A 21816-nucleotide genomic window follows, 5' to 3' on the forward strand; every position below is an offset into this window, starting at 1 on the left:
GCCTAGCTGCTGGAGGAGCCTGAAGATCCGGACGACGACGAGCTGGACGACGATCCTGATCCCGAGCTGGACTTCGAAGGCGACTTCGAACCCCCGCCTGAGCTCGACTTTGATTCCGACGAGGACCCCGAGGATCCCGAGCCCGACGATCCGGATCCAGACCCCGCTCGCGAATCGGTGCGATAGAAGCCGGACCCCTTGAACGAGACGCCGAGCGAGCCGAAGACCTTGCGCAGGGTGCCGCCGCACTCGGGGCACTCGGTCAAAGCGTTGTCGGAGAACGCCTGATAGATGTCAAAGGCGTGGCCGCATTCTGAGCAGCGATAAGCGTACGTAGGCACGAGGCTCAATGATACCCGTTCTAAGCCCGCGCCCAGGGGTGTGACGCCAGCTCTCGCTCAGCCGGTGGCGAACCGGATGATGCGGGTGGGGGTGACGGCGCCGTCGACCGGAACGTCGTGGGCGTCGCGCGGGAGCGACTCGAATACATCGGCGTCGTCGACGACTGCGTATACCGGCGGCCTGCGAGCGAGCGATGCAAGCAACCGGTCGTAATACCCGAGCCCCCAGCCGAGCCGGGTGCCGTGCTCGTCGACCGCGCACGCCGGCACAATCATGAGATCAACCTCGGCCGCCGCCCCTGCCCCGAGTCTGGGCCCGTCGGGTTCTGCGATTCCGTGCCTGCCGATGACGCGAGCACCGGTGTCTCGGGCCCACTCGAGGCGGTGGCCCGAGAGGGCGATCGGAAGCAGTACCCGCACACCCGTATCGCGTGCCCACTGCAAGAAGCCACTCACATCGGGTTCGGTACCGAGCGGCACATACGCGGTGAGCGAGGTCGCGCCGCGCTCAGTGACGAGGGCCGCGAGTTGGCGGGTGAGTCCGTCACGGCGCTCGTCGCGATCCGGCGCAGATACTGTCGCGCGCTGTTCGCGCACGGCCGATCTCAGTGCGGTCTTCGCCGGGCGCGAATCGTCAGCCATAGCACTCAGCATATGCGCGGTGCGAGCCTCTCGGTGGTGACTTTGCGGCCCGAGGATCGGGGGATAGGCTGACAGTCATGACAGAGACTCAGGCGACTCAGAGGCGTTCGGTTGCTAAGGCCGTAGTGCCTGCCGCAGGGCTTGGCACCCGCTTCCTTCCGGCGACGAAGGCGATGCCGAAAGAGATGCTGCCAATCGTCGACAAGCCAGCGATCCAGTACGTAGTGGAAGAGGCCGCCGCAGCTGGGCTCGGTGACGTGCTCATCATCACCGGTCGCAACAAAGACAATCTGCTGAACCACTTCGACAGCGTTCCCGAGCTCGAATACTCGCTCGAGCGCAAGGGTGACGAGGGCAAGCTCGAGAAGGTACACGAGTCGAGCGAGGTCGCAGAGGTGCACTTCCTGCGCCAGGGCCAGCCTCTCGGGCTCGGCCACGCCGTCGGCCGTGCGCGCAGCCACGTTGGCAATGAATCATTCGCTGTGCTGCTGGGCGATGACCTTATTGACCCGCGGGATCCGCTGCTCGATCGAATGATCGCCGAACACGACTCGCGCGGTGCGACCGTCATTGCGTTGATGGAGGTGCCGCGGGAATCCGTGCACCTCTACGGCTGTGCCGCGGTCGAGGCGACCGACGACCACGATGTCGTGCGCATCACGGGACTCGTTGAGAAGCCATCGGCCGACGAAGCGCCGTCGAACCTTGCCGTGATCGGGCGCTACGTGCTGCGGCCTGAGATCTTTGACATTCTTGACCAGCTTCCACCCGGTCGCGGCGGCGAGATTCAGCTCACCGACGGCCTGAACTACCTGGCCGAGGGCAAGGGCGATGGTCCCGTCTTCGGCGTCATCTTCCGGGGTCGTCGGTACGACACCGGTGATCGCGCCGACTGGATCAAGGCCAACGTGCTGCTGGGCGTCGACCACGAGGAGCTCGGCGAAGAGATCACTGAGTGGGTCATCGGCTTCGCGGATCGTCTCCGCAAGCAGCGCGCCGAGGGCTAACCCAGGTGCCGCTCGGCCGTGAGATCGACGACCCGGGGCTGATTTCTGCGGGCCGGGTGGCCGTGCGCATTATTCGTTGGGGCGATGCCGAACCGCTGCGACAGTTGCTCTCGGAGAACCGTGACTGGCTGCAGCGGTGGGAGGCGACGCATCCGGCGGGGCGAAGCGTCGTTCCCGGTTCGGTGTCGATGCGCCCACTGGTGCGTGTGCTGCGTAAGCAACTTCGTGCGGGCAGCGGAATGCCGTTTGTCGTGCTGTACGACGGTCAGGTCGTTGGTCAATTGAGTGTGTCAGAGATCAGCGGCGGAGCGTTGCAGTCGTCACAGCTCGGCTACTGGGTGTCACAGCACGTCGCGGGCCGGGGCATCACTACGGCGGCGGTCGCGCTCGTCATGGATCACCTGTTCGGCGTGCTGGGATTGCACCGCGTCGAAATCTGTATTCGGCCAGAGAATGGGCCGTCGTTGCGGGTCGTCGAGAAGCTCGGGCTGCGGCACGAGGGGCGGCGCGAGTCGTATATCCACATTGACGGTGCGTGGCGTGACCACGAGTGCTTCGTTGCGCTGCGCGGTGACGCGAATGCCGGGTACACCGCGCGGCTACTCGAGGCGTGACCGGTACCCATAGCGCTTCCGAGCCTGAGCGGTTTCGGCATTTCGGGCGGGGGCGCGGCGCGCCGGTCAGAGCGCTCTGCGCGAACACCGTACAGTGATCCCCATGACTGGCGGCGTACTTGGCGGAGGAGTGATCTTCGTAATCGCCGCCCTCTTGTGGGGTGCGGTGCTCGTTCCGAACTGGGCGAGGCGCCGCGAATTCCGCGCAGCTGAAAAGAATGCGCTCCGGCTTCAGCGCACGCTGCGTCTGCTCGCTGAGACGTCTGAGGTGCCGCAGGAAGTGCGCCTCGAGGCCACCGCGCGGGAGGCTCTCGCGCACGAGCGGATGCTGCGGAGTGCGCAGAAACGTCAGGAAGCAGAGCGTCGAGCAGCGCTCGCAGAAGCGGAGGCAGACCAGGTGCGTGCCGAGATTCGAGCCCAACAGATGCAGCGTAAGCAGGCGGCCGCGCAGCGGTCGGCAAAGCTCCGGAAGCCGGCTGCGCGACGCGTGCGCGCTACGGCAGCTCTTGGCGCGTTACTCGGCCTGATCGGCGTGCTCGTCGGGGCAGGTCTCGCGATTGGTGGCAGTGGTCCGTCCTTGCTCATTGGTGCTGTCGCGCTGTTCGCCGCGTCAAGCGGTGCGCTGGTGTTGCTCGCGCCCGGACGCACGCGCGTGCAGTCGACGCCGGCCGAACAGGTCACGAGCGCAATTGCGACGGCGGTTGTCGAGACGGCCCCGCAGCAGGAAGAAATTCTGGATCCGGCTATCGCCGCCGCAGCGCACGCCGAGACGCAACGGGCCGCAGCCGAGCGCATCGAACTCGCCCGTGCTCTTGCGCGCACGCGCGCTCGTGGCGCCGCAGAACGCCCGGTGACGCAGGAGAACCAGACCGACTCGATGCTGCTGCGCGAGGTGCGTCAGCAGCTGGCGACGGGTGGCGGCGCGACTGCCGGTGCGGCCGGTGCCGCTGCCGCGGCGTCCGCGAGTGCCGTCGATCCGCGTGCTGCAGCCGCGGCTGCCGCCGCCGACGATCAGGCGCGCCAGCAGGCGCGCGCGTTCGAGGAGGCGCGTCAGCGTGAACAGGCGCGCGTGCGTGCCGAGCAGGCTAAGCAAGAGGCAGCGAGCAACCGCTTCCGCGGCATGGGTGTCGTGGGAGACACCGCCACGGGCATGCCCGACCTCGACGCTGTACTGCGCCGCCGCCGCAACGCGGGTTAGCGATACCCGCTGAGTCCCTACCGCGGCTGAGGAGGGGTTCGGCGAGCGAGCGCAGGCGGTCCCGACCACATCGAGATACAGTGGTTTGTAGGTTGATCGGAGAGGGGCTGCCGTGGGTGACGTACTGAGCGCTGACGAGCTGGTCGAGGCGCTGAAGGCGCTCGCCAATCCGGTGCGGCTGCAGATCGTTAACTGGCTGCGCGATCCCGAATCTGAGTTTGCCGACTGGGAGCCCGTCGCCGATCGCGCAGAGGTGGGCGTCTGCGCCCTTCATATCCAGGAGAAATCCGGGCTGACGCAATCGACGATCTCGTCGTACATGATCACGCTCGAGCGCGCTGGTCTCGTGCGTTCGACGCGCGTCGGAAAGTGGACTCACTATCGTCGCGATGAGGATCGGCTCCGCCAGGTCGGTAACGCCATCGGTGCGCCGGCAACCAGCGATGTTCACTAACCCCGATATCGACAAAACGCGTTTTATCGTTATGATTGGTGCGTGACGGCGCCTCTCTAGCCGCGCGAACTGCGCACGCCGTCCCAACCAACGCGCTGCTCGAACGTACGTTTGGCGCGCCATCATTCGGTAAGGGAGCCACCCATGACTGCACTTGAGACACCCGATCTGCGCGGGACACCCGATCTGACGCGGCGACAACGCATCGCGGTGGTGGTGCTGCTCACCGCGAACTTCACGCTCGCGGTCGACTTCTCGATCTTGAGTGTCGCACTGCCGCACATCGGCGCCGATCTCGGGTTCGCGGCAGCGAACCTGCAGTGGATCGTCACGTCGTTCGCGCTGTGCGCTGCCGGGTTCACGCTGTTCTTCGGTCGCGTTGCCGATCTGTTTGGGCGGAAACGGCTCTTCCTCACGGGGGTGGCACTGCTCGGCGTTTCATCGCTTGCCGCGGGAATCGCTGTTGAACCAGCACTGCTGCTGGTTGCCCGCGTCGGGCAGGGGCTTGCGACAGCGATGGTCACGCCGGCGGCGCTCTCGCTGCTGACGACGACATTCCCAGAGGGTCGGGCGCGATCCCGAATTCTCGGTCTGTCAGGGGCGCTCATGGCCGCGGGGTTCACGACGGGCGCAGCGCTCGGTGGGCTGCTCACGGGTGTGGTGAACTGGCGCTGGGCGTTCTTTATCAATGTTGCGGTGGCGATTGTCGTGCTCGCGGTCGCACCGGCTGTGTTGACCGATAAGCGATCCGCAGCGCGGCCCCGGCTCGACGCACCAGGAGCGTTCACGGTGACGCTTGCCCTGGTCGCACTCGTGTACGGCATCACGACGGCGGGGGAGCGGGGCTGGGCAGATCCGCTCGCGTGGGGGCCGATCGTAGCGTCGGCGACGCTGTTTGCGCTGTTTGGGTGGATCGAGTCGCGCGTGGCTGATCCGCTTGTGAGTCTGGCCCTGCTTACGCGCAAAAGCATTGTCTGGGGCAACTTTGCGGGTCTGCTGGCGTTCGCGACGTGGACCTCGATGGTGTTTCCGCTCACTCTCTACCTGCAAGAGATTCTTGGCTACGGTGCGGTCACCACGGGCATGATCTTCGCCTGGCTCGGCATCGGCACGGTCATCGGCGGTCTCGTCGCACCCAGAATTATCGGTCGCTCGAGTGCCAAGGTTGCGATCCTCATCGGCTTTCTGGTGCAGGCGGCCGCGACAATTCCGCTCGCGTTCGTGACCGAGGCACACTGGTGGATCGTGCCTGTGCTGGCGGCGGTATTCATTGGCGGCGTAGCAAACTTGATCGCAATCGTCGGATTCACCGTCGCCGCGACATCGGGCGTTGCGGCGGATCAGCAGGGATTAGCGACCGGACTCATCACCATGAGCCAACAGGTCGGGATCGCGCTTGGCACACCCGTCATGGCCGCCCTGATAACCGCATTCACGACGACCACGTTGCTCCCCGGAATTCAGGTTGCTATTGGAGTGAATGCCGCGGTCTGCCTTGCGAGCACGATGCTGGTTGCGGTGTTCTTGCGGGAGGGGCGCACGGCGCGTGGGGCACGCTGCGCTCTGAAACCGTGATGGCCGCCGTATTGCGCTGAAGTTACTGGAGTGGTGGATCTGAGGGGAATCGAACCCCTGACCTTCTCATTGCGAACGAGACGCGCTACCAACTGCGCCACAGACCCTGACAGCGCTCCACTCTAGCAGGGGAGAGGCGCCGCGTGAAATTCTAGCCTTGCGACGCGGATACACTGTGCTGGTGGCTCCCGCAATCTGGCTTTCTCTGTTGGCCGCATCAATCGTCATCTGTATTACGCCCGGCGCCGGGGCTATTAATACGATGTCGAATTCGCTCGCCGTCGGGTGGCGGCGTTCGATCTGGGGCGTGTTTGGTCAGGAACTCGCGCTGCTCGTGCACATCGCGATTGTCGCGGCCGGTGTAGGTGTTCTTGTCGCCAACTCGCCTGTGCTGTTCAACGTCATCAGATACTCGGGTTCGGCTTACCTGCTGTACCTGGGTCTCCGATTGATCTTCACGAAACCGCAGCCGCCGGCAGCTGATGCTGAAGGTGCTGCGATGTCGGCGACACGCATCGCAATGCTGCGCCGCGGATTCTGGGTGAACCTGCTCAATCCGAAGGCGATCGTGTTCTTCCTGGCGTTCATCCCGCAGTTCATCAGCGCGGACGCTCCGCTCATGCCGCAGTATCTGATCCTCATCGCGACCACCGTAGGCGTCGACGTCATCGTGATGTGGGGTTTCTTCGCGGTCGTTGCGCGCCCGTTCCGCCGCTATACGGCGACGGCGCGAGGCCAGCGGGTGCTCAATGCGATTTTCGGTTCATTGTTTGTCGGTGTCGCGGCGCTGCTGCTCTTTTTGCACTGAACGCCAACCCCTAGGCGGGAAGCATTGGGTGTGCGCGATCCGCTAAGCTATTCGGGTTGGCCCCTATAGCTCAGCGGTAGAGCTACGGACTTTTAATCCGCAGGTCGTAGGTTCGATCCCTACTGGGGGCACTTCTAGATTTCAGGTCTGGCGCGCGTTGATTTACTCCATGTGACGGGAGACTAGCTCGAATATGGATCCCATCAGCATTCTCACCGTCATGGTGGTCATTGCGATTCCGGTGTTGATCGTAGTGCTGGTGTTGCGCTCGCGGCGGCAGCGCAGTGTTGGTTTTCTCGAGCCGGATCGCTACAACACGTATGCGGTCGTCGCGTTTGTACTGGCGTTTCTGGTTTCAGTCGCGGCGGTCGTACTGGGGCACATCGCGCTCGCCCAGATTCGTCGTACACATGAACGCGGATGGGGGCTTGCCGCCGCCGCGCTCATCCTCGGTTACCTCGGCGTCATTGGTGGGGCGATAGGCCTGACTGTCCTGCTGGTGCAGCTGCAGCCGTATATGTAGGGACTCGAACAGTCGCAGCACCGCGACGGATCCGGTGAGCCTCGGCGATGCGCACGCGTTTGGCAAGCGATCTGCGTTGCGCAAGCTCCCGCGGCCCGAATTCGGCTTGCGGAACGCGGATCGCGCGCGGAACGCGAATCGCTCACAGAACGCTGAGCGCTTACCGAGCGGAGAGCCCGCACCCCGCCACGCCCACCCACACACACTTGTGGCCCCCGCGCACGCGCGAGGGCCACAAGTCCGCGATTACTTGTCGAAGACATCCTTCGCGGAATCCTTGGCGTGTTCGCCGGCTTGCTTCAGGTCGCCCTTCGCCTGATCGAGCTTGCCCTCGGCGACCTGTTCATCGTCACCGGTTGCCCGCCCGACTGCCTCTTTGGCGTTGCCCTTCAGCTTGTCGCCTGCGGCTGAAATCTTGTCTGATGCACTCATAGGTCCTCCTTCAACGTTGGGAGCATTCCCAAGACCGGGAACACATTCCACGGTGCCATTGGAGCTGCCCAGCGCCCAGGGGGTTGCGTCTTCGTCGGCGTGTGTGAGAAAGCGTGTGTGAGAAAGCGTGACAACCAGTAAAAACCTACCCTTTCAGAATACGCCGCTGCCCCGAATGCTCGGTGTGAGTGGGGTTCTGGGATGCGGCGTAGACTCGCGAGGTCGTCATCGGCAGCAGCGTTGTCGACACGCACACACCGCGAACCAGGCACCGTGAAAGAGGCAGATGTCCCGCGACCACCAGCGCCCCGTATTGCAGCCGGGATTCACCTTCGACTGGATCATTGGCTCAGATGAGCCCGAGGCTGCCCGCAGACTTGCGCAGGAGACCTCGTGGGCCTTGCTCGATCGAGTGCGGGCAGTCGCTGACCCCGAGGTGGTTGAGCGCGTTGTCGGGCTTGCGGCGGGCACGGGCCTCGATGACATCGCGGAGCTGTGGGCGGGCGAGAGCGCGCACTCGCTCGCCGGCGTGCTGTGGCGGCTCTACCTGCTGCGCCGCGTGGTCGATTCTGACCCCGAGGGCTCGGCCGACCTCTTTCGCCGCGGCGTCGCAGTTACGGTGACCATTGACCCGATCGTTGCGGGCGCAGCCGAACCCGTCACGCCCGATTCGATCTCGTACCTCTGCGACACGATCTTGCGCGGTGTATTCACCGGCGATTTGGGCGGAGCGCTGGATCGTGCGGCAAGCTACTGCCGCCTCATGTCTCTCGGCGCGGCCGACCTTGCCGACACCCGCGACGTGCACGACGACGCCCACGCGGCGGAACTCACCACGCGGTCACTGCGCTATTCGACGTTTGCGCACGACCTGCACGGCGGCGCGCGGCGCTGGCGTGACGGGACGCTGTCGTAGCTCGCCTGTGCCACTCCCCGTGCATCCCGCCTGTGCATCTCGCCCCGTGCATCTCACGCGCGCTTTGCTAAACTGATTCACGCCGGGCCGCAGTAACCCCGGGCTCCAATTTTCGCCGCTTCGAGCGGCCTTCCGCCGAGAGGCGTTTCTGCGGCTCGGTTTCTTCTGCCCCTTCGAGGCTCGCGAAGACGTGCCTGACACGGCTGCGCTCGGCGCAGCTGGGCCGACCCGATTCGTTGCAGAGCTGAAACGCGGCCGATCTAAGCTCGAGTCATGAGATCTCAGTATCAGCACGATAACGGCATCAACTTCTCGACGCGCAAGTGGGTGCGGCCCGAAGATATGAACGCGAACGGCTCACTATTCGGGGGTAGCCTACTGCGGTGGATCGACGAAGAGGCGGCGATCTACGCGATCATTCAGCTGGGCAATCCGCACGTGGTGACGAAGTTCATCTCGGAGATCAACTTCGAAGCTTCGGCTCGCCAGGGCGACCTGATCGAGATGGGGCTCGTCGCGACTGATTTTGGTCGCACGTCGCTCACGATGCGCGCGGTGGTGCGCAACATGATCACGCGAAAGACGATCTTGTCGATCGACCGGATCGTCTTCGTGAACATCGGCCCCGAAGGCACCCCGGTGCCGCACGGCTACTCCGAGATCACCTACGAGCGCGATCGGATGCCGACGGCCGACGAGATGCCGAACCACGACGATTAGCGGCGAACGCCTACCCGAAGCGGCCGGAGACGTAGTCTTCAGTTGCCTGCACCGACGGCGTTGAGAAGATCGTCGAGGTGTCGTCGTACTCGATGAGCTTGCCCGGCTTACCGGTGCCCGCGATGTTGAAGAACGCGGTGCGGTCAGAGACGCGCGACGCCTGCTGCATGTTGTGGGTCACGATCACAATCGTGTACTCGCGCTTGAGCTGGTCGATGAGATCCTCGATCGCGAGCGTCGAGATGGGGTCGAGCGCCGAGCAGGGCTCGTCCATGAGCAGCACGTCGGGGGAGACCGCGATCGCGCGCGCGATGCAGAGGCGCTGCTGCTGACCGCCCGAAAGGCCGGAGCCGGGCTTGTCGAGGCGATCCTTCACTTCGTTCCACAGATTGGCGCCGGTGAGTGACTTCTCAACGAGTGCCTCGGCGTCTCCGCGTGAGATGCGGCGGTCGTTCAGTCGCACGCCGGCGAGCACGTTATCGCGAATCGACATGGTCGGGAATGGGTTGGGGCGCTGGAACACCATGCCGACCTGGCGGCGCACGAGCACGGGATCGACCCCTGTGCCGTAGAGGTCCTCGCCGTCAAGCAGCACCTCGCCCTCGACGCGCGCCCCGGGAATGACCTCGTGCATGCGGTTGAGCGTGCGCAGGAACGTCGACTTGCCGCAGCCCGAAGGGCCGATGAACGCGGTGACGCTGCGGGGTTCAACGTTAATTGACACGCCCTCAACCGCGAGGAACTTCGAGTAGTAGACGTTGAGGTCGTTAACCTCGATGCGCTTCGACATGATGATTCTTTCGTTCGAGAGTCTGTGAGGTGGGGAGGCCGGCTCAGCGGCCAGTCTTCGGGGCGAACCAGCGGGCGATCAGGCGACCGAGCAGGTTGAGGGCCATGACGATGAGGATCAAGACGAGCGCGGCTGCCCACGCGCGATTGATAAAGGCCTCGGCCGGGTTGCCCTGGTTCATGAACTGCGTGTAGACGTACACAGGCAGCGACTGCATGCGGTCCGAGAACAGGTTGTAGTTCATCGAAGCGGTGAAGCCCGCCGTGATCAGCAGGGGAGCGGTTTCGCCGATGACGCGAGCAATCGAGAGCATGATGCCCGTCGTGATTCCGGCGATCGAGGTGGGGAGCACGACCTTCGTAATGGTGCGCCACTTCGGCACGCCGAGGGCGTACGAAGCCTCGCGTAACTCATTCGGCACGAGGCGAAGCATTTCTTCGCTCGAGCGAACGACGACCGGGATCATCAGCACCGAAAGCGCGACCGCGCCAGCGATGCCCATGCGTACGCCGGGCCCGAAGAAGAGTGCGAACACGGCGTAGGCGAACAGGCCAGCGACGATCGAGGGAATACCGGTCATGACATCAACGAGGAAGGTGATGGTCTTCGCGACGCGTCCGCGACCGTACTCAACGAGGTAGATCGAGGTCATGAGGCCGAGCGGTACCGAGATGACGGTCGCTGCGAGGGTGATGAGCAGCGTGCCGATCATGGCGTGCAGCGCGCCGCCGCCCTCACCCGTGACATTGCGCATTGACGAGTTGAAGAACTCGGAGTCGAAGCGCGCGAGGCCGTTCGATACGACGGTCACGGCGACTGAGATGAGCGGCACCATCGCGAGCAGGAAGGCACCCGACACGATCGCCGTGATGAAGCGATCCATGGCCTGACGGCTGCCCTCGACGGCGGCGGACATGATCGTGATGACGAGCACAAAGGCGATCGCACCGACGAGCACGGCGCCAACCACGGAGTATTTGCTGCCCGAGGAGGCGGCGATGAGGCCGAAGAGCGCGAGCGCTGCAACGAGGCAGCCAGCAAGCACGATCCACGGCGTTGAGCGCGACAACCGATTCCCGGCGAGCGACGAACCCGCGCGGACGGGGCGGACGGTGATGGCCACGGAGGTGGTCCCCTCTTGTTTCGGTTCGGTCTGCTGGAGCATCAGTTCGCCGCCGAGAACTCAGCGCGGCGGCTCACGATCCAACGGGCGAGCGCATTCACCAGGAAGGTGACGACGAACAGGATGAGGCCGGTGGCGATCAGCACGTTGATGTTTTCGCCGTAGGCCTCCGGGAACGAGAGCGCGATGTTCGCCGCGATCGTCGACGGGTTCTCGGAGGTGAGGAGTTTGAACGACACGAGTCCCGTTGCCGAAAGCACCATGGCGACGGCCATGGTCTCACCGAGCGCTCGGCCGAGCCCCAGCATGGCGGCGGAGACGATGCCCGGGCGGCCGAAGGGCAACACCGCGAGCCGGATCATTTCCCAGCGGGTCGCGCCGAGTGCCAGTGCAGCTTCTTCGTGCAGCACGGGCGCCTGCAGGAAGATCTCACGACAAATTGCCGTCATGATCGGGAGGATCATCACGGCGAGTACTATCGCTGCGGTCAATATAGTGCGACCGGTGCCGCTGACCGTGCCGCCAAAGAACGGGATCCAGCCCAGGTAGGTGTTCAGCCACTCGAACACGGGGCGCGCGGCGGGGGCGAGCACGCCAATGCCCCACAGGCCAAACACGACGCTCGGTACCGCGGCGAGCAGGTCGACCACGTAGCCGAGCACCTGGGCAAGTTGGCGCGGCGCATAGTGCGAGATGAAGAGCGCGATGCCGATCGCGAGCGGCAGTGCGAGCAGCAGCGCGAGAGCGGCCGCCCAGACAGTGCCGAAGACGAGGGGGCCGACGTAGGCCCAGAAATTGCTGGTGAGCAGCGACGCGCTCTCATCGGTGGCAACGAACGCCGGAATGCTCTGCACGATGAGGAAGACCGCGACGGCGGCGAGGGTGACGAGGATCATGCTGCCCGCGAAGACCGCGGAGCGCGAGAAGACGCGGTCGCCGATGCTGAGCACCGGTTTGGCGGGGGCGGAAGTGACGGTCACTGAGTCTCCGAGATCGGGAGGAGCGGAACACGGGGGTGATCGCCTGACGACGACCGGCGGTGAGCGGGGCGCACGATGAGTGCGCCCCGCTCACCGGGGAAGTTAGCTGATCGAGTCGATCGCGGTCTGCACCTTGGTGCGCAGGTCATTCGAGATCGGTGCGTTGCCTGCCGACTCAGCCGCAGCCGACTGACCCTCTTCGCTCACGATGTAGCTGAAGTACGACTTCACGAGCTCGGCGTTTGCCGCGTCTTCGTACTTCTCGCAGCCGATGAGGTAGCTCACGAGTACGATCGGGTAGACGCCGGCCTCGGTCGAGGTGCGGTCGAGTGCGATCGCGAGGTCGTGATCGGTGCGGCCCTCCTCGAGCGGCGACTCGTCGACGATGGCGGCCGCGGCCTCGGGGGAGATCTCGACGTACTCTTCGCCGACCTTGATCTTGACGGTGCCGAGGTCACCAGCCTGCGAAGCGTCGGCGTAGCCGATGGTGCCGGTGCCGTTCTTCACTGCGCTGACCACGCCAGAGGTGCCCTGTGCGCCCTCGCCGCCGTACTCGGTGGGCCAGGTCTCGATCGAACCGGCGGTCCAGTCGGTGGCAGCGGCCGCGCCGAGGTACTCGGTGAAGTTGCCCGTGGTGCCCGAATCATCTGAGCGGTGCACAGCGGTGATATTGGTGTCGGGCAGGTCGACGCCCTCATTCTGATCGGCGATCGCCGGGTCGTTCCACTTAGTGATCGAACCGGAGAAGATCTTCGCGACGGTCGAGGCGTCGAGCTGCAGCGAGTCAACGCCCTCGACGTTGAAGATGACGGCGATGGGGGAGATGTAGGCGGGGAACTCAACGATGTCGCCCGTGGCGCAGCCGTCGAACGGACCGGCGGAGATCTCTTCGGCCTTGAAAGCGCGGTCGGAGCCTGCGAAGGCGCTTGCGCCCTTCTGGAACGTCTCGCGGCCAGCACCCGAGCCGGAGGGCTCATAGTTCACCGTGACGTCGGGGTTGGCGGTCTGGAACCCAGCGACCCAGACCTCCTGCGCCGAGCCCTGCGACGATGCGCCTGCGCCGACCAGTTCGCCCGAGAGGCTCGAAGCGGCTGCGGTCTCGTCGGAGGCGCTGCCGCCCTCGTTCGCGGCACAAGAGGTCAGCGTGAGTGCGGCGATACCGCCGATAGCGGCGACCTTGGCGAATGCTGAAAGCTTCACTTGGATTATTCCAATCTGGAAACGGATGTGAGGTCATGGCCTCGAACGACCACATCACCACGCTAAGCACCCATCGTGACTCAGGGTCTGCCAGGGGGTGAACAACAGGTGAACTCACGCCGCCCGCGTCATCGCGGACTCCAACGACTCAGTGCTTCAGCGGATACGTTTCCACGCAGATGATGCCGGCATCGGGGTGCCGTCGCGACAGGTGGAAGACTGAGAAGCCAGCGGTCGGCAGCGCGGTCGCTTCGTCGAGATACGATCCGAGCGGGCTGCCAGTCGCGAGCGCGAGTTCGCGGGCGAGGTCGGGCAGCACGGGCCGATGGCTGCACAACAGCACACTCTTGCCGCGCGTGATGATCTTGCCGACCAGCGTGCGAAGCCCGGCGAGATCGCCGGTGTCCCAGGTATCTTGACTGATCGCATCGGTAGATCGCACGGGCTTGTGTTGAAAGTAGGCGAACGGCGTGACCGTCTCGACGCACCGCGTAGCCGTCGAGGCGTAGATACGGCGTGGCCCAAACGCGGCGAGCGTTGGCACGAGTGTTTCTGCCTGCTCGGTGCCGAACGGGGTCAGCGGGCGCTCGTGGTCGGCGCCACCGTTTTCAGTGCGCGGCTGCGCCTTGGCGTGACGCAGAAGCGTGACCGTAAAACTGTCGAGCAAGTCACGCTCGGCGAGGCGTAGAAACACGGCAAACAGCTCTTGGTCGGCGGGATAGGTGAGCTGTTCGCGCACTTCCTCAATGGGAAGCCACGCAATCGAGTCGACCTCACTGTTCGGTCGAAACGACAGCGCGAGCGCGCGCTTTTCAGACACCTCGGCCGCCCAGTACTGCACGGTCTTGCGGCGATTTCCGCTGAGCGAGTAGTGGATGGTGCCAAGGTGTGGTCCGAGGCGCACCTTAAGTCCGGTCTCTTCTCGCGTCTCGCGAACGGCGGCCTGCGGCATGCTCTCGCCCGCCTCAAGCTTGCCTTTAGGAAACGAAACGTCTTGCCGTTTGGGTCGGTGAATGACGAGCACGCGCACGCGTTCGCTCCCGTCGGCGCCGACTTCGCGCCGCCAGCAGACGGTTCCCGCCGCGAAGATCTCTTCGGTCACCGGGCTCTCCGCGCGCGACGCGCTTCGGTGCGGTCTGCCATCACGAGGTCTTGCAGATCTGGGAGTGGTTCGCCGGCTTCGTTCACCACGCTTCGGTGCCAGCTGCCGTCGGGAAGCATGCGCCACGACGACACATCGTCGCTGAACGCGAAGTCGAAGAAGCGCGAGATGCGCTCTAGGTGCTCGCGCTCTTCAAGACGCACGAGTACTTCGATGCGACGATCGAGGTTGCGATGCATGAGGTCAGCGCTACCGATGAAGACTTCGGGCTCGCCGCCGTTCTCAAACGAATAAATGCGCGAGTGCTCAAGATAGCGGCCGAGCACTGAGCGCACGCGGACGGTTTCGGAGAGGCCGGGCACTTCAGCCCGAATCGAGCAGATGCCGCGCATCCAGACGTCGATCGGTACCCCTGCCTGGCTTGCGCGGTAGAGCGCGTCAATGATTGTCTCGTCGACCATCGAATTGCCCTTGAGACGGATGCCGCTGGGTCGACCTGCTCGGGCGTGCTCTACCTCGCGCTCGATGCGCTCAAGCAGACCGCTGCGCAGTTGCAACGGCGCGACGAGCAAACGGTCGTAGTCGGTCTCGATGGCGTACCCCGATAGCACGTTGAAGAGCTTCGTCACATCACGGCCGACCTCGGGCGACGAAGTAAACAGTCCGAAGTCTTCGTAGATTCGGCTGGTCTTCGGATTGTAGTTGCCCGTGCCGATGTGGCAGTAGTGCGCGAGTCGGCCACCCTCTTCGCGGATCACGTGCACGAGCTTGCAGTGCGTCTTCAGGCCGACGAGGCCATAGACGACATGCACGCCCGCCTGTTCGAGCTTGCGCGCCCAGGTGATGTTCGCTTCTTCGTCGAACCGCGCCTTGACTTCAACCAGGGCCAGCACTTGCTTGCCCGCCTCGGCGGCCTTAATGAGTGAGGCAACGATGGGGCTGTCGCCCGAGGTGCGATAGAGCGTCTGCTTGATCGCGAGCACGTCGGGGTCTGTGGCCGCCTGCTCGACGAACGCCTGCACGCTCGTGGCAAACGACTCGTAGGGGTGATGTACCAGCACCTCGCGTCGCGCGATCGCCCCGAAGACGTCTGGTTTGTCACTCGGCGCGCCAGTGCGAAACTGCGGGTGAGTCACCGGAATGTGCGGTTTGAACTTCAGATCGGGTCGCGCAATTCGGGCGAGCGCGAACAGGCCGCTGAGGTCAAGCGGAGCCGGAAGTGTGTACACCTGCTGCTCATCGATGTCGAACTCGCGTACGAGCAACTCAAGCGTGGCCTCGTCCATATCGTCGGAGATCTCGAGGCGAATAGGCGGCCCGAACCGGCGACGCAGCAGTTCCTTTTCGAGCGCCTGAATCAGGTTCTCGGTCTCGTCCTCTTCGATCTCGACGTCTTCATTGCGGGTCACACGGAAGACATGGTGGTCGATGACCTCCATGCCGGGAAACAGCCCGTCGAGCTGGTTGGCGATGAGTTCTTCGAGCGCGATAAAGCGTACGTTGTCGACGCTCTCGCGACCGTCGACCCGCACATAGCGGGGAATCATCTGCGGTACCTTGAGTCGCGCGAACTCGACCTTGTCGGTGTTCGGGTTGCGCACTCGAATGGAGACGTTGAGCGCTCGGCCCGAGATATAGGGGAACGGGTGCGCCGGATCGACAGCGAGGGGCATCAATACCGGATAGATGCGTTGCTCGTAATAGTCGGTCAAGATCTCGCGATCCGCGTCATCGAGTTCTTCCCACTCGACGATCTTGATGCCAGCCTCCGCGAGACCCGGCTGCACGTGTCCGCGGAAGCACTCGGCGTGCCGCAGCTGCAGTTCATATGCGCGACGATTGATGTCTGCGAGAACCTCGGTGGGGGCGCGACCAACGTTCGTCGGCACCGCGAGCCCGGTAACGATGCGCCGCTTCAAGCCTGCGACGCGCACCATAAAGAACTCGTCGAGATTCGCCGCGAAGATCGCCAGGAACTGCGCGCGTTCGAGCAGCGGGGTCGACGGGTCTTCAGCGAGTTCGAGCACGCGCTGGTTGAATGCGAGCCAGCTCAGCTCGCGATCGATGTACCGGTCTGCCGGAAGTTCGATCGGCGCTTCATCGAGATCGCGGGGTTCGTCGCTCATGCGTCCATTCTGGCACCCGGCACCGACACTGGGGCCTTTCGCCACTGCCTGCTCCGTGAATCAATGGTGAACCCCGCGTGCTCGTACATACGCACGGCGCGCTCATTATCTCCGTCGACGTAGAGCGAGACGCGGGCTGGACGGTGCTGGGACATGCGCGCGAGCGTCGCGTCGAGGAGCAATTTGCCGAGGCCTTGACCGGCGAATTCGGGCCGCACGCCCACGGCGTAGAGTTCGGTTTCGACCTCGGGCTCGCGCAGCGTCTTGATCCAGGTAGACCCGGCGGCCTCGCCAGTCTCGTCGATGAGGAGCAGCAAGTCCGCGGGATCGAACCACTCCTCGGCGGAAATCAGTGCGAAGTCGGCCTCGGTCATGCGCCCCTGCTCCGGGTGCGTTGCAAACGCGGCTGCGTTCGCCCGCACCCATACTCCTGGGTCGCCGGGCCGCTCGGGATCGAACTGCCGCAGTTCGAACCCTGCAGGCACGGGGAGGGCGCTCGCGAGTGAACCGTCGCTGACGACGGGCTCGGGAAGCAGCGCGGGATCAAGTGCCATGCGGTAGAGCGACCTCACCGGGGTGAAACCAGCCGGCGTGAGGAGCGCCTCGGCAGCGGGATTCACCCCGTGGGCCCACGCGAGCAGTTCGCCAGTTTCATCCGCGAGTAATTCGGCTAGGGCGGCCGCGCCGATGCCCTGTCGCCGCGCATCTGGCCGCACGACGAGGTCGATTTCACCCTGCCCGACGATGCCGATAGCGACCGGGCCGCCGGTCTGATTTGTCGCCGCATCGGAGGTAAACAGTCGCAGCTCGCGCTCGCCCTGTTTGGCCGCGAGAAGAGCCTGATCTGAAACGGGGGAGACGCCGTCGTGCGACTCTGCCGCTGCGACTACCTCGCGAGCGAGTTCGAAGTCGGACGGACGGGTTGCGGCGTGCGACTTGAGCTGACTCATTCCGTGTCTTCCTCCTCGACGCGGGCCCGCGCGAAGCCGTAGCCAACGCCGCGCACGGTGCTGATGAGACCCTCGTGTTCGCCCAGCTTGGCACGCAGCCGCCGCACGTGCACGTCGACGGTGCGCGTGCCGCCGAAGTAGTCGGTTCCCCACACTTCGCTGAGTAGTTGCTCGCGGGTAAAGACACGGCCGGGGTTGCCAGCAAGAAAATGCAGTAGCTCGAACTCCTTATAGGTGAGGTCGAGCGGCCGGCCGAACAGTCGGGCCGTGAAGTTTGATTCGTCGATGACGACGCCCGCTGCGTGCACCGCTGAGGGTTGCGCCGCGGCACGTGGGCGCTCGAGCAGCCGCAGCCGCAGCTCGATCTCCACCGGGCTCGCCGTCGGAATCAGTAGCTCTTGCACCCCCCAATCAGGTGTCAGCGCGGTGAGTGCCACCTCCGGCAAAATCACGACGCGTGGCGTCTCGCTGCCGTTCACCAGGCTGAGGCACGCCGCGCGGGCACGCCGCGCATCGAGCGTGCCGTCGATCAGGACGGCGTCGAAACGATCGGCCATTGTCTCGGGTACGCGCAACGAAAGCGGCGAGGTGCGCACATCGTGTGGCAGCAGATCGAGCCCGGGGAGTGAATCCGCTGGATCGCGGTCTGAGAGGCAGAGGAGTTGCATCCGTGTGCTCCCTTTCTCGTCTGGTGACCTGCTCCAAATAGTACTGTGCGCCTTGTTTCACACCCGTTTCACGTTTGTTTCGGTGCCTCGGGAGTCTGCGGCACGTGTGGGAGAATGACGCCATGAGCGATGCGCCCCCCGAAACGTCCGAGATGCCAGATGCGCACTCCTGGCACATCGCGCGTCTCGTTGTGGCGTGGGCGGTAGCCGCGGTGATCGGCACACTTGTGACGCTGCTCGTGCCTGAGGCCGAGCGTTTTTCTTGGCTCGCGCTCGCCGTCGGGGTCTCAACGCTCGTCACCTTTGGACTGCAGCTCGGCACCGCCCAGCGTGAGGGATTCATCACGCGCGTCTCGTTCAGCGTCGCGGGTTCGGTCGTCGTGATCGCGATTATTGACGTACTGGGCCTCATTTTTCTCTAGATTCTCGGGCCCGAGAGCGTCTCGGGCCCGCTCCGAGAGCGTCTCCGGTCTCGCCTGCGCCGGGCGCGGCGGCGATGTAGACTGTGATCATGCTTCTCGCCCTCGAACTCTTCTTTCTCGGACTCCTCGGCCTGGCGTCGCTCGCGATCGTCTGGGTGTCTGGCACCGTCATCTTCAAGCTCTTCAAGGGTCAGCGCTAAGCTTCACGGCTCCGACCTCTGATTGTGATCGGAGTATCGATGCATTCCTTCGCTGAGCTTCCCGGCAGCGTTCTCGACAGTGAGACCGGCGCTTCCTCGCACTTCGGTGAGCCGCTGCTCGAACAGCGCGCCCTCGAAGCGGGCGCAGCAGTCGTCGATCTGTCACACAACGGCATCGTTGTTGTCTCCGGGCCAGATCGCCTGAGCTGGCTGCACTCAATGACGAGTCAGCAGTTGCTGGGGCTGCAGCCCGGGGAGAGCACTGAAACCCTGCTGCTCGATCCGAATGGTCGCATCGAGCGCGCCGTGCGCGTTGTCGACGATGGGGAGTGCACCTGGTTGCTCGTCGACGCAGGGTCAGCCGAGCCGCTCGCAGCCTTTCTCACGCGCATGCGCTTCGCGCTGCGCGTCGAAGTCGCAGACGTGAGTGCCACGCACGCGGCCGTGCTCGCGTTTGCGGGCCCCGCCAGCGAAGCGCTGCGCAGCCTGCGTCCGAGCGTCGAGTGGCGGGACCCGTGGGCCAAGGTGTTGCGGGGCGGTGTGCAGTATGCCCGCGCAGACATTGCCCACGCAGGTGCCGACTGGACGGCGACACAGTTCGTATTCGAGCGCGAACGGTTCGCTGAGATCATTGGCCTGGTGCACAGCGGCGAGATTCGTTCCGCAGGCGTGCTCGCGCTCGACGCACTCGAGGTTCGCGCCTGGCGGCCCTCGCAGGCCGGGGATGTAGACGAACGCGCGATCCCGCACGAGTTTGATTGGCTTCGCACCGCGGTTCACCTGTCGAAGGGGTGCTATCGAGGGCAAGAGACCGTGGCAAAAGTGCACAATCTGGGCCACCCGCCCCGCCGTCTCGTGCTGTTGCACCTCGATGGTACGGGGGGCGAGTTGCCTGTCTCTGGCGCGCTGATCTATTCGGGCGCCGGGTCAGCCACGGCCGAGGGAGCGCGGCCCGTTGGGCGCGTCACCCGAGCCGCGCTGCACCACGAGTGGGGTGGCATCGCGCTCGCGCTCGTGAAGCGGTCCGTAGCTGAAGACGCCGAGCTTGAAGTGCGCGGTGGCTCGACCGGTAATGACCCCGCGGCGACGGCGGGGGAGTCGATCGCCGCGACGCAGGAGGTCATTGTGCCCGCCGACGCCGGCGCAACACGAGACGTGCCACGCCTGAAGCGCCTCTGAGCGTGACGGTCGCCCCATAGACTGGAACGCATGACAAATACGCTGATCTTGCTCCGCCACGGGCAGAGCGAGTGGAACCAGAAGAACCTCTTCACCGGCTGGGTTGATGTGCGACTCACTGAACAGGGCCGAAGTGAAGCCGCTCGCGGCGGCGAGTTGCTGGCAGAGGCCGGGTTGCTTCCCGACGTGCTGCACACCTCGCTGCTCAGCCGCGCGATTCAAACCGCGCACCTCGCACTCGACAGCGCTGACCGGCTGTGGATCCCGGTGCGCCGCTCATGGCGGCTCAACGAGCGCCACTACGGTGCGCTGCAGGGTCTCGACAAGGCCGAGACGCTCGAGAAGTATGGCGAGGCGCAGTTCATGGAGTGGCGTCGTTCGTTTGACACGCCGCCGCCCGTACTCGACGACTCGAGCGAGTGGTCGCAGGCCGGCGATCCGCGCTACGCAGACATTGATGGCGAGCAGCCCCGCACCGAGTGCCTCGCAGACGTGATCGACCGCATGCTGCCCTACTGGGAGCAGAGCATTCTGCCCGATCTGAACGCGGACAAGACGGTCCTCGTGACCGCGCACGGTAACTCGCTGCGCGCGCTGGTGAAGCACCTCGACGGGATTTCTGACGAAGACATTGCCGGTGTGAACATTCCGACCGGCATGCCGCTCGTCTACGAGATCGACGAGAGCGGTACGCCGACCGGGCCTGGCCGCTACCTCGATCCTGAGGCCGCGGCCGCCGGTGCAGCCGCCGTCGCCGCTCAGGGTAAGGGCGCATAGCGCTCTCGAGACAATGACTGAGGGCCCCTCCACCGGAGGGGCCCTCAGTCATTTCAAGACGAGGAGCGTTGCGCTCGTCAAGCGATCACGCGCCGAGGATCAATCTTCGTCGTCGTCTTCCGCGTTGTACTTACTGGCGTACTCCGCCCACGGGTCAACCTCGGGCGTCCGTGACGCCTCGGCGGCCTCAGCCGCCTCAGCGGCTGAGAGTTCCTGTTGCAGCGCAGAGTAGTTCGTATCAGGGCTGAAATACTTCAGCTCCCGGGCGACCTTGGTGTGCTTTGCTTTCTGACGGCCGCGCCCCATGCGTGACCCCCTTACACAGTCGGGCCCCGCGGGATATGCTCCCCGAGGCAAATACCAGTTTATAGACGTATGGTGCAGATTCTAGCATGATGAACCTGCGCGACGAACGCGGGGCATTAGCATGAGGACATGCCTTCGACGCGTGCCCGCCCCCGCAGAATCGTGCTCGTCGCACTCCTCGTCATCGCCACCCTCGTATTGGTTGCTGTCGCCGCGATCGTTGCCCCGATTCTGCTGCACCGCAGCGCTGGCGGTTCCGGCCAAGAGGTGCCCGCGAGCGTCGTGTCTGAGGCGTCGGCGCGCGGCGCCGATGGACGCGAACGGGTGCTCTCCGCCGTCGATACGGACGGGAACGCCGCGGATCTCGGGTCGCTAGAGCCTGGTCAAACAGTGCGAGTCGACGGGTCTGGCTTCGATGCCGGAATCGGAATATACGTTGCGATCTGCGCTATCCCGGAGCCGGGCGAAAAGCCTGGACCGTGCCTCGGCGGAATCCCGAAGGGTGCCGAGTCGGGGGACGCTGATGTCTCACAGCTTGCGAGTGCCTGGGTCACTGACGATTGGGCGTGGCGCAACTTCGCTACCCACACATACTCGAACGAAACCGACGGTGACTTTTCCGTGACGCTCACCGTGCCTGAGCCGACCACCGACGGGCTTGATTGCCGCGTGATGAAGTGCGCCATTGCGACCCGCGCCGACCACACGGCGAGCGGCGATCGCGTGCAAGACATGCTGCTGCCCGTGACGTACGCGAAGTAGT

25 protein-coding genes and 2 tRNA genes are annotated in these 21816 nt (G+C 64.6%); 14 read left to right on the forward strand and 13 right to left on the reverse strand.

Features of this window, described 5'->3' with window-relative positions:
* Positions 1–2: 2 nt before the first annotated feature.
* Complete coding sequence (locus tag ACFWHR_RS04395) at positions 3–341, reverse strand: FmdB family zinc ribbon protein (RefSeq protein ID WP_382447052.1); 339 nt, start codon at positions 339–341, stop codon at positions 3–5.
* Positions 342–398: 57 nt separating this feature from the next.
* Positions 399–983 (reverse strand): 5-formyltetrahydrofolate cyclo-ligase, encoded by a 585-nt coding sequence (locus tag ACFWHR_RS04400; RefSeq protein ID WP_382447053.1) that lies wholly within the window; start codon positions 981–983, stop codon positions 399–401.
* A 77-nt stretch (positions 984–1060) separates the two neighbouring features.
* Between ACFWHR_RS04400 and galU the strand changes: the two genes are divergently transcribed.
* From galU to ACFWHR_RS04425, 5 genes are all read left to right on the forward strand, one after another.
* Complete coding sequence (gene galU / locus ACFWHR_RS04405; RefSeq protein WP_382447054.1) at positions 1061–1990, forward strand: UTP--glucose-1-phosphate uridylyltransferase GalU; 930 nt, start codon at positions 1061–1063, stop codon at positions 1988–1990.
* Between the two features lie 5 nt (positions 1991–1995).
* Positions 1996–2604 carry a GNAT family N-acetyltransferase gene (locus tag ACFWHR_RS04410; RefSeq protein ID WP_382447055.1) on the forward strand — a complete coding sequence of 203 codons (609 nt, stop codon included), beginning with the start codon at positions 1996–1998 and terminating at the stop codon, positions 2602–2604.
* 103 nt (positions 2605–2707) lie between these two features.
* A complete protein-coding gene (locus tag ACFWHR_RS04415; protein WP_382447056.1) occupies positions 2708–3802 on the forward strand; it encodes a hypothetical protein in 1095 nt (364 codons plus the stop codon).
* A gap of 112 nt (positions 3803–3914) precedes the next feature.
* Entirely contained in the window at positions 3915–4256 is a 342-nt protein-coding gene (locus ACFWHR_RS04420; protein WP_382447057.1) for an ArsR/SmtB family transcription factor, read from the forward strand.
* Between the two features lie 144 nt (positions 4257–4400).
* Complete coding sequence (locus tag ACFWHR_RS04425) at positions 4401–5831, forward strand: MFS transporter (RefSeq protein ID WP_382447058.1); 1431 nt, start codon at positions 4401–4403, stop codon at positions 5829–5831.
* Between the two features lie 31 nt (positions 5832–5862).
* On the opposite strand, the gene ACFWHR_RS04430 is transcribed toward ACFWHR_RS04425, so the two are convergent.
* Positions 5863–5938, reverse strand: a tRNA-Ala gene (locus ACFWHR_RS04430).
* Between the two features lie 74 nt (positions 5939–6012).
* Between ACFWHR_RS04430 and ACFWHR_RS04435 the strand changes: the two genes are divergently transcribed.
* The 3 genes from ACFWHR_RS04435 to ACFWHR_RS04445 all read left to right on the forward strand — a co-directional run bounded on the left by ACFWHR_RS04435 (position 6013) and on the right by ACFWHR_RS04445 (position 7162).
* The gene (locus tag ACFWHR_RS04435) at positions 6013–6639 is read left to right on the forward strand and encodes a LysE family transporter (protein WP_382447059.1); all 627 of its coding nucleotides are present in this window, start codon (positions 6013–6015) and stop codon (positions 6637–6639) included.
* A 59-nt stretch (positions 6640–6698) separates the two neighbouring features.
* A tRNA-Lys gene (locus ACFWHR_RS04440) sits at positions 6699–6770 on the forward strand.
* Positions 6771–6832: 62 nt separating this feature from the next.
* Positions 6833–7162 carry a DUF4190 domain-containing protein gene (locus tag ACFWHR_RS04445; RefSeq protein ID WP_382447060.1) on the forward strand — a complete coding sequence of 110 codons (330 nt, stop codon included), beginning with the start codon at positions 6833–6835 and terminating at the stop codon, positions 7160–7162.
* A 246-nt stretch (positions 7163–7408) separates the two neighbouring features.
* On the opposite strand, the gene ACFWHR_RS04450 is transcribed toward ACFWHR_RS04445, so the two are convergent.
* Positions 7409–7594, reverse strand: a complete 186-nt coding sequence (locus ACFWHR_RS04450) for a CsbD family protein (RefSeq protein WP_382447061.1) — start codon at positions 7592–7594, stop codon at positions 7409–7411.
* Positions 7595–7880: 286 nt separating this feature from the next.
* On the opposite strand from ACFWHR_RS04450, the gene ACFWHR_RS04455 reads away from it, so the two are divergent.
* Positions 7881–8510 carry a hypothetical protein gene (locus ACFWHR_RS04455; protein ID WP_382447062.1) on the forward strand — a complete coding sequence of 210 codons (630 nt, stop codon included), beginning with the start codon at positions 7881–7883 and terminating at the stop codon, positions 8508–8510.
* A 273-nt stretch (positions 8511–8783) separates the two neighbouring features.
* Positions 8784–9230 (forward strand): acyl-CoA thioesterase, encoded by a 447-nt coding sequence (locus tag ACFWHR_RS04460; protein WP_382447063.1) that lies wholly within the window; start codon positions 8784–8786, stop codon positions 9228–9230.
* Positions 9231–9240: 10 nt separating this feature from the next.
* On the opposite strand, the gene pstB is transcribed toward ACFWHR_RS04460, so the two are convergent.
* From pstB to ACFWHR_RS04500, 8 genes are all read right to left on the reverse strand, one after another.
* A complete protein-coding gene (gene pstB, locus ACFWHR_RS04465) occupies positions 9241–10020 on the reverse strand; it encodes a phosphate ABC transporter ATP-binding protein PstB (RefSeq protein ID WP_382447064.1) in 780 nt (259 codons plus the stop codon).
* 43 nt (positions 10021–10063) lie between these two features.
* Complete coding sequence (gene pstA / locus ACFWHR_RS04470) at positions 10064–11185, reverse strand: phosphate ABC transporter permease PstA (protein ID WP_382447065.1); 1122 nt, start codon at positions 11183–11185, stop codon at positions 10064–10066.
* Positions 11185–12123 carry a phosphate ABC transporter permease subunit PstC gene (gene pstC, locus ACFWHR_RS04475; RefSeq protein ID WP_382447066.1) on the reverse strand — a complete coding sequence of 313 codons (939 nt, stop codon included), beginning with the start codon at positions 12121–12123 and terminating at the stop codon, positions 11185–11187. The genes pstA and pstC overlap by 1 nt, the downstream gene beginning before the upstream one ends.
* Before the next feature lie 102 nt (positions 12124–12225).
* Entirely contained in the window at positions 12226–13323 is a 1098-nt protein-coding gene (gene pstS / locus ACFWHR_RS04480) for a phosphate ABC transporter substrate-binding protein PstS (RefSeq protein WP_382447067.1), read from the reverse strand.
* A gap of 148 nt (positions 13324–13471) precedes the next feature.
* Positions 13472–14425: an NUDIX domain-containing protein gene (locus ACFWHR_RS04485; RefSeq protein WP_382447068.1), complete on the reverse strand. Its 954-nt coding sequence runs from the start codon at positions 14423–14425 to the stop codon at positions 13472–13474.
* Positions 14422–16551, reverse strand: coding sequence for an RNA degradosome polyphosphate kinase (locus ACFWHR_RS04490; RefSeq protein WP_382447069.1), 2130 nt, complete (start codon positions 16549–16551; stop codon positions 14422–14424). The genes ACFWHR_RS04485 and ACFWHR_RS04490 overlap by 4 nt, the downstream gene beginning before the upstream one ends.
* Complete coding sequence (mshD, locus tag ACFWHR_RS04495) at positions 16548–17501, reverse strand: mycothiol synthase (RefSeq protein ID WP_382447070.1); 954 nt, start codon at positions 17499–17501, stop codon at positions 16548–16550. Before mshD ends, ACFWHR_RS04490 begins: the two co-directional genes overlap by 4 nt.
* Positions 17498–18169, reverse strand: a complete 672-nt coding sequence (locus tag ACFWHR_RS04500; protein WP_382447071.1) for a winged helix-turn-helix domain-containing protein — start codon at positions 18167–18169, stop codon at positions 17498–17500. Before ACFWHR_RS04500 ends, mshD begins: the two co-directional genes overlap by 4 nt.
* 122 nt (positions 18170–18291) lie before the next feature.
* On the opposite strand from ACFWHR_RS04500, the gene ACFWHR_RS04505 reads away from it, so the two are divergent.
* The 3 genes from ACFWHR_RS04505 to ACFWHR_RS04515 all read left to right on the forward strand — a co-directional run bounded on the left by ACFWHR_RS04505 (position 18292) and on the right by ACFWHR_RS04515 (position 20747).
* Positions 18292–18591, forward strand: a complete 300-nt coding sequence (locus tag ACFWHR_RS04505; protein ID WP_382447072.1) for a hypothetical protein — start codon at positions 18292–18294, stop codon at positions 18589–18591.
* Between the two features lie 239 nt (positions 18592–18830).
* Positions 18831–19970: a YgfZ/GcvT domain-containing protein gene (locus ACFWHR_RS04510; RefSeq protein WP_382447073.1), complete on the forward strand. Its 1140-nt coding sequence runs from the start codon at positions 18831–18833 to the stop codon at positions 19968–19970.
* 30 nt (positions 19971–20000) lie between these two features.
* Complete coding sequence (locus tag ACFWHR_RS04515) at positions 20001–20747, forward strand: phosphoglyceromutase (protein WP_382447074.1); 747 nt, start codon at positions 20001–20003, stop codon at positions 20745–20747.
* Positions 20748–20846: 99 nt separating this feature from the next.
* On the opposite strand, the gene ACFWHR_RS04520 is transcribed toward ACFWHR_RS04515, so the two are convergent.
* Positions 20847–21053, reverse strand: coding sequence for a DUF3073 domain-containing protein (locus ACFWHR_RS04520; RefSeq protein WP_382447075.1), 207 nt, complete (start codon positions 21051–21053; stop codon positions 20847–20849).
* Positions 21054–21182: 129 nt separating this feature from the next.
* Here ACFWHR_RS04520 and ACFWHR_RS04525 point away from each other — a divergent pair, with 129 nt between their 5' ends.
* On the forward strand, positions 21183–21815 hold the full coding sequence (locus tag ACFWHR_RS04525) for a hypothetical protein (RefSeq protein ID WP_382447076.1): 633 nt from the start codon (positions 21183–21185) through the stop codon (positions 21813–21815).
* The last annotated feature ends 1 nt before the right edge of the window (position 21816 follow it).

The sequence above is a fragment of the Leucobacter sp. NPDC058333 genome (assembly GCF_042726155.1).
Classification (GTDB): domain Bacteria; phylum Actinomycetota; class Actinomycetes; order Actinomycetales; family Microbacteriaceae; genus Leucobacter.

What these genes read in the sequence shown, in the direction of transcription:
- ACFWHR_RS04525 (WP_382447076.1), top strand. Translation starts at nt 21,183, where the DNA reads ATGCCTTCGACGCGTGCCCGCCCCCGCAGAATCGTGCTCGTCGCACTC.
- pstA (WP_382447065.1), bottom strand. Translation starts at nt 11,185, where the DNA reads ATGCTCCAGCAGACCGAACCGAAACAAGAGGGGACCACCTCCGTGGCC.
- ACFWHR_RS04450 (WP_382447061.1), bottom strand. Translation starts at nt 7,594, where the DNA reads ATGAGTGCATCAGACAAGATTTCAGCCGCAGGCGACAAGCTGAAGGGC.
- mshD (WP_382447070.1), bottom strand. Translation starts at nt 17,501, where the DNA reads ATGAGTCAGCTCAAGTCGCACGCCGCAACCCGTCCGTCCGACTTCGAA.
- ACFWHR_RS04445 (WP_382447060.1), top strand. Translation starts at nt 6,833, where the DNA reads ATGGATCCCATCAGCATTCTCACCGTCATGGTGGTCATTGCGATTCCG.
- ACFWHR_RS04505 (WP_382447072.1), top strand. Translation starts at nt 18,292, where the DNA reads ATGAGCGATGCGCCCCCCGAAACGTCCGAGATGCCAGATGCGCACTCC.
- ACFWHR_RS04515 (WP_382447074.1), top strand. Translation starts at nt 20,001, where the DNA reads ATGACAAATACGCTGATCTTGCTCCGCCACGGGCAGAGCGAGTGGAAC.
- ACFWHR_RS04500 (WP_382447071.1), bottom strand. Translation starts at nt 18,169, where the DNA reads ATGCAACTCCTCTGCCTCTCAGACCGCGATCCAGCGGATTCACTCCCC.
- galU (WP_382447054.1), top strand. Translation starts at nt 1,061, where the DNA reads ATGACAGAGACTCAGGCGACTCAGAGGCGTTCGGTTGCTAAGGCCGTA.
- ACFWHR_RS04400 (WP_382447053.1), bottom strand. Translation starts at nt 983, where the DNA reads ATGGCTGACGATTCGCGCCCGGCGAAGACCGCACTGAGATCGGCCGTG.
- ACFWHR_RS04460 (WP_382447063.1), top strand. Translation starts at nt 8,784, where the DNA reads ATGAGATCTCAGTATCAGCACGATAACGGCATCAACTTCTCGACGCGC.
- ACFWHR_RS04455 (WP_382447062.1), top strand. Translation starts at nt 7,881, where the DNA reads ATGTCCCGCGACCACCAGCGCCCCGTATTGCAGCCGGGATTCACCTTC.
- ACFWHR_RS04425 (WP_382447058.1), top strand. Translation starts at nt 4,401, where the DNA reads ATGACTGCACTTGAGACACCCGATCTGCGCGGGACACCCGATCTGACG.
- ACFWHR_RS04520 (WP_382447075.1), bottom strand. Translation starts at nt 21,053, where the DNA reads ATGGGGCGCGGCCGTCAGAAAGCAAAGCACACCAAGGTCGCCCGGGAG.
- pstB (WP_382447064.1), bottom strand. Translation starts at nt 10,020, where the DNA reads ATGTCGAAGCGCATCGAGGTTAACGACCTCAACGTCTACTACTCGAAG.
- ACFWHR_RS04490 (WP_382447069.1), bottom strand. Translation starts at nt 16,551, where the DNA reads ATGAGCGACGAACCCCGCGATCTCGATGAAGCGCCGATCGAACTTCCG.
- ACFWHR_RS04510 (WP_382447073.1), top strand. Translation starts at nt 18,831, where the DNA reads ATGCATTCCTTCGCTGAGCTTCCCGGCAGCGTTCTCGACAGTGAGACC.
- ACFWHR_RS04415 (WP_382447056.1), top strand. Translation starts at nt 2,708, where the DNA reads ATGACTGGCGGCGTACTTGGCGGAGGAGTGATCTTCGTAATCGCCGCC.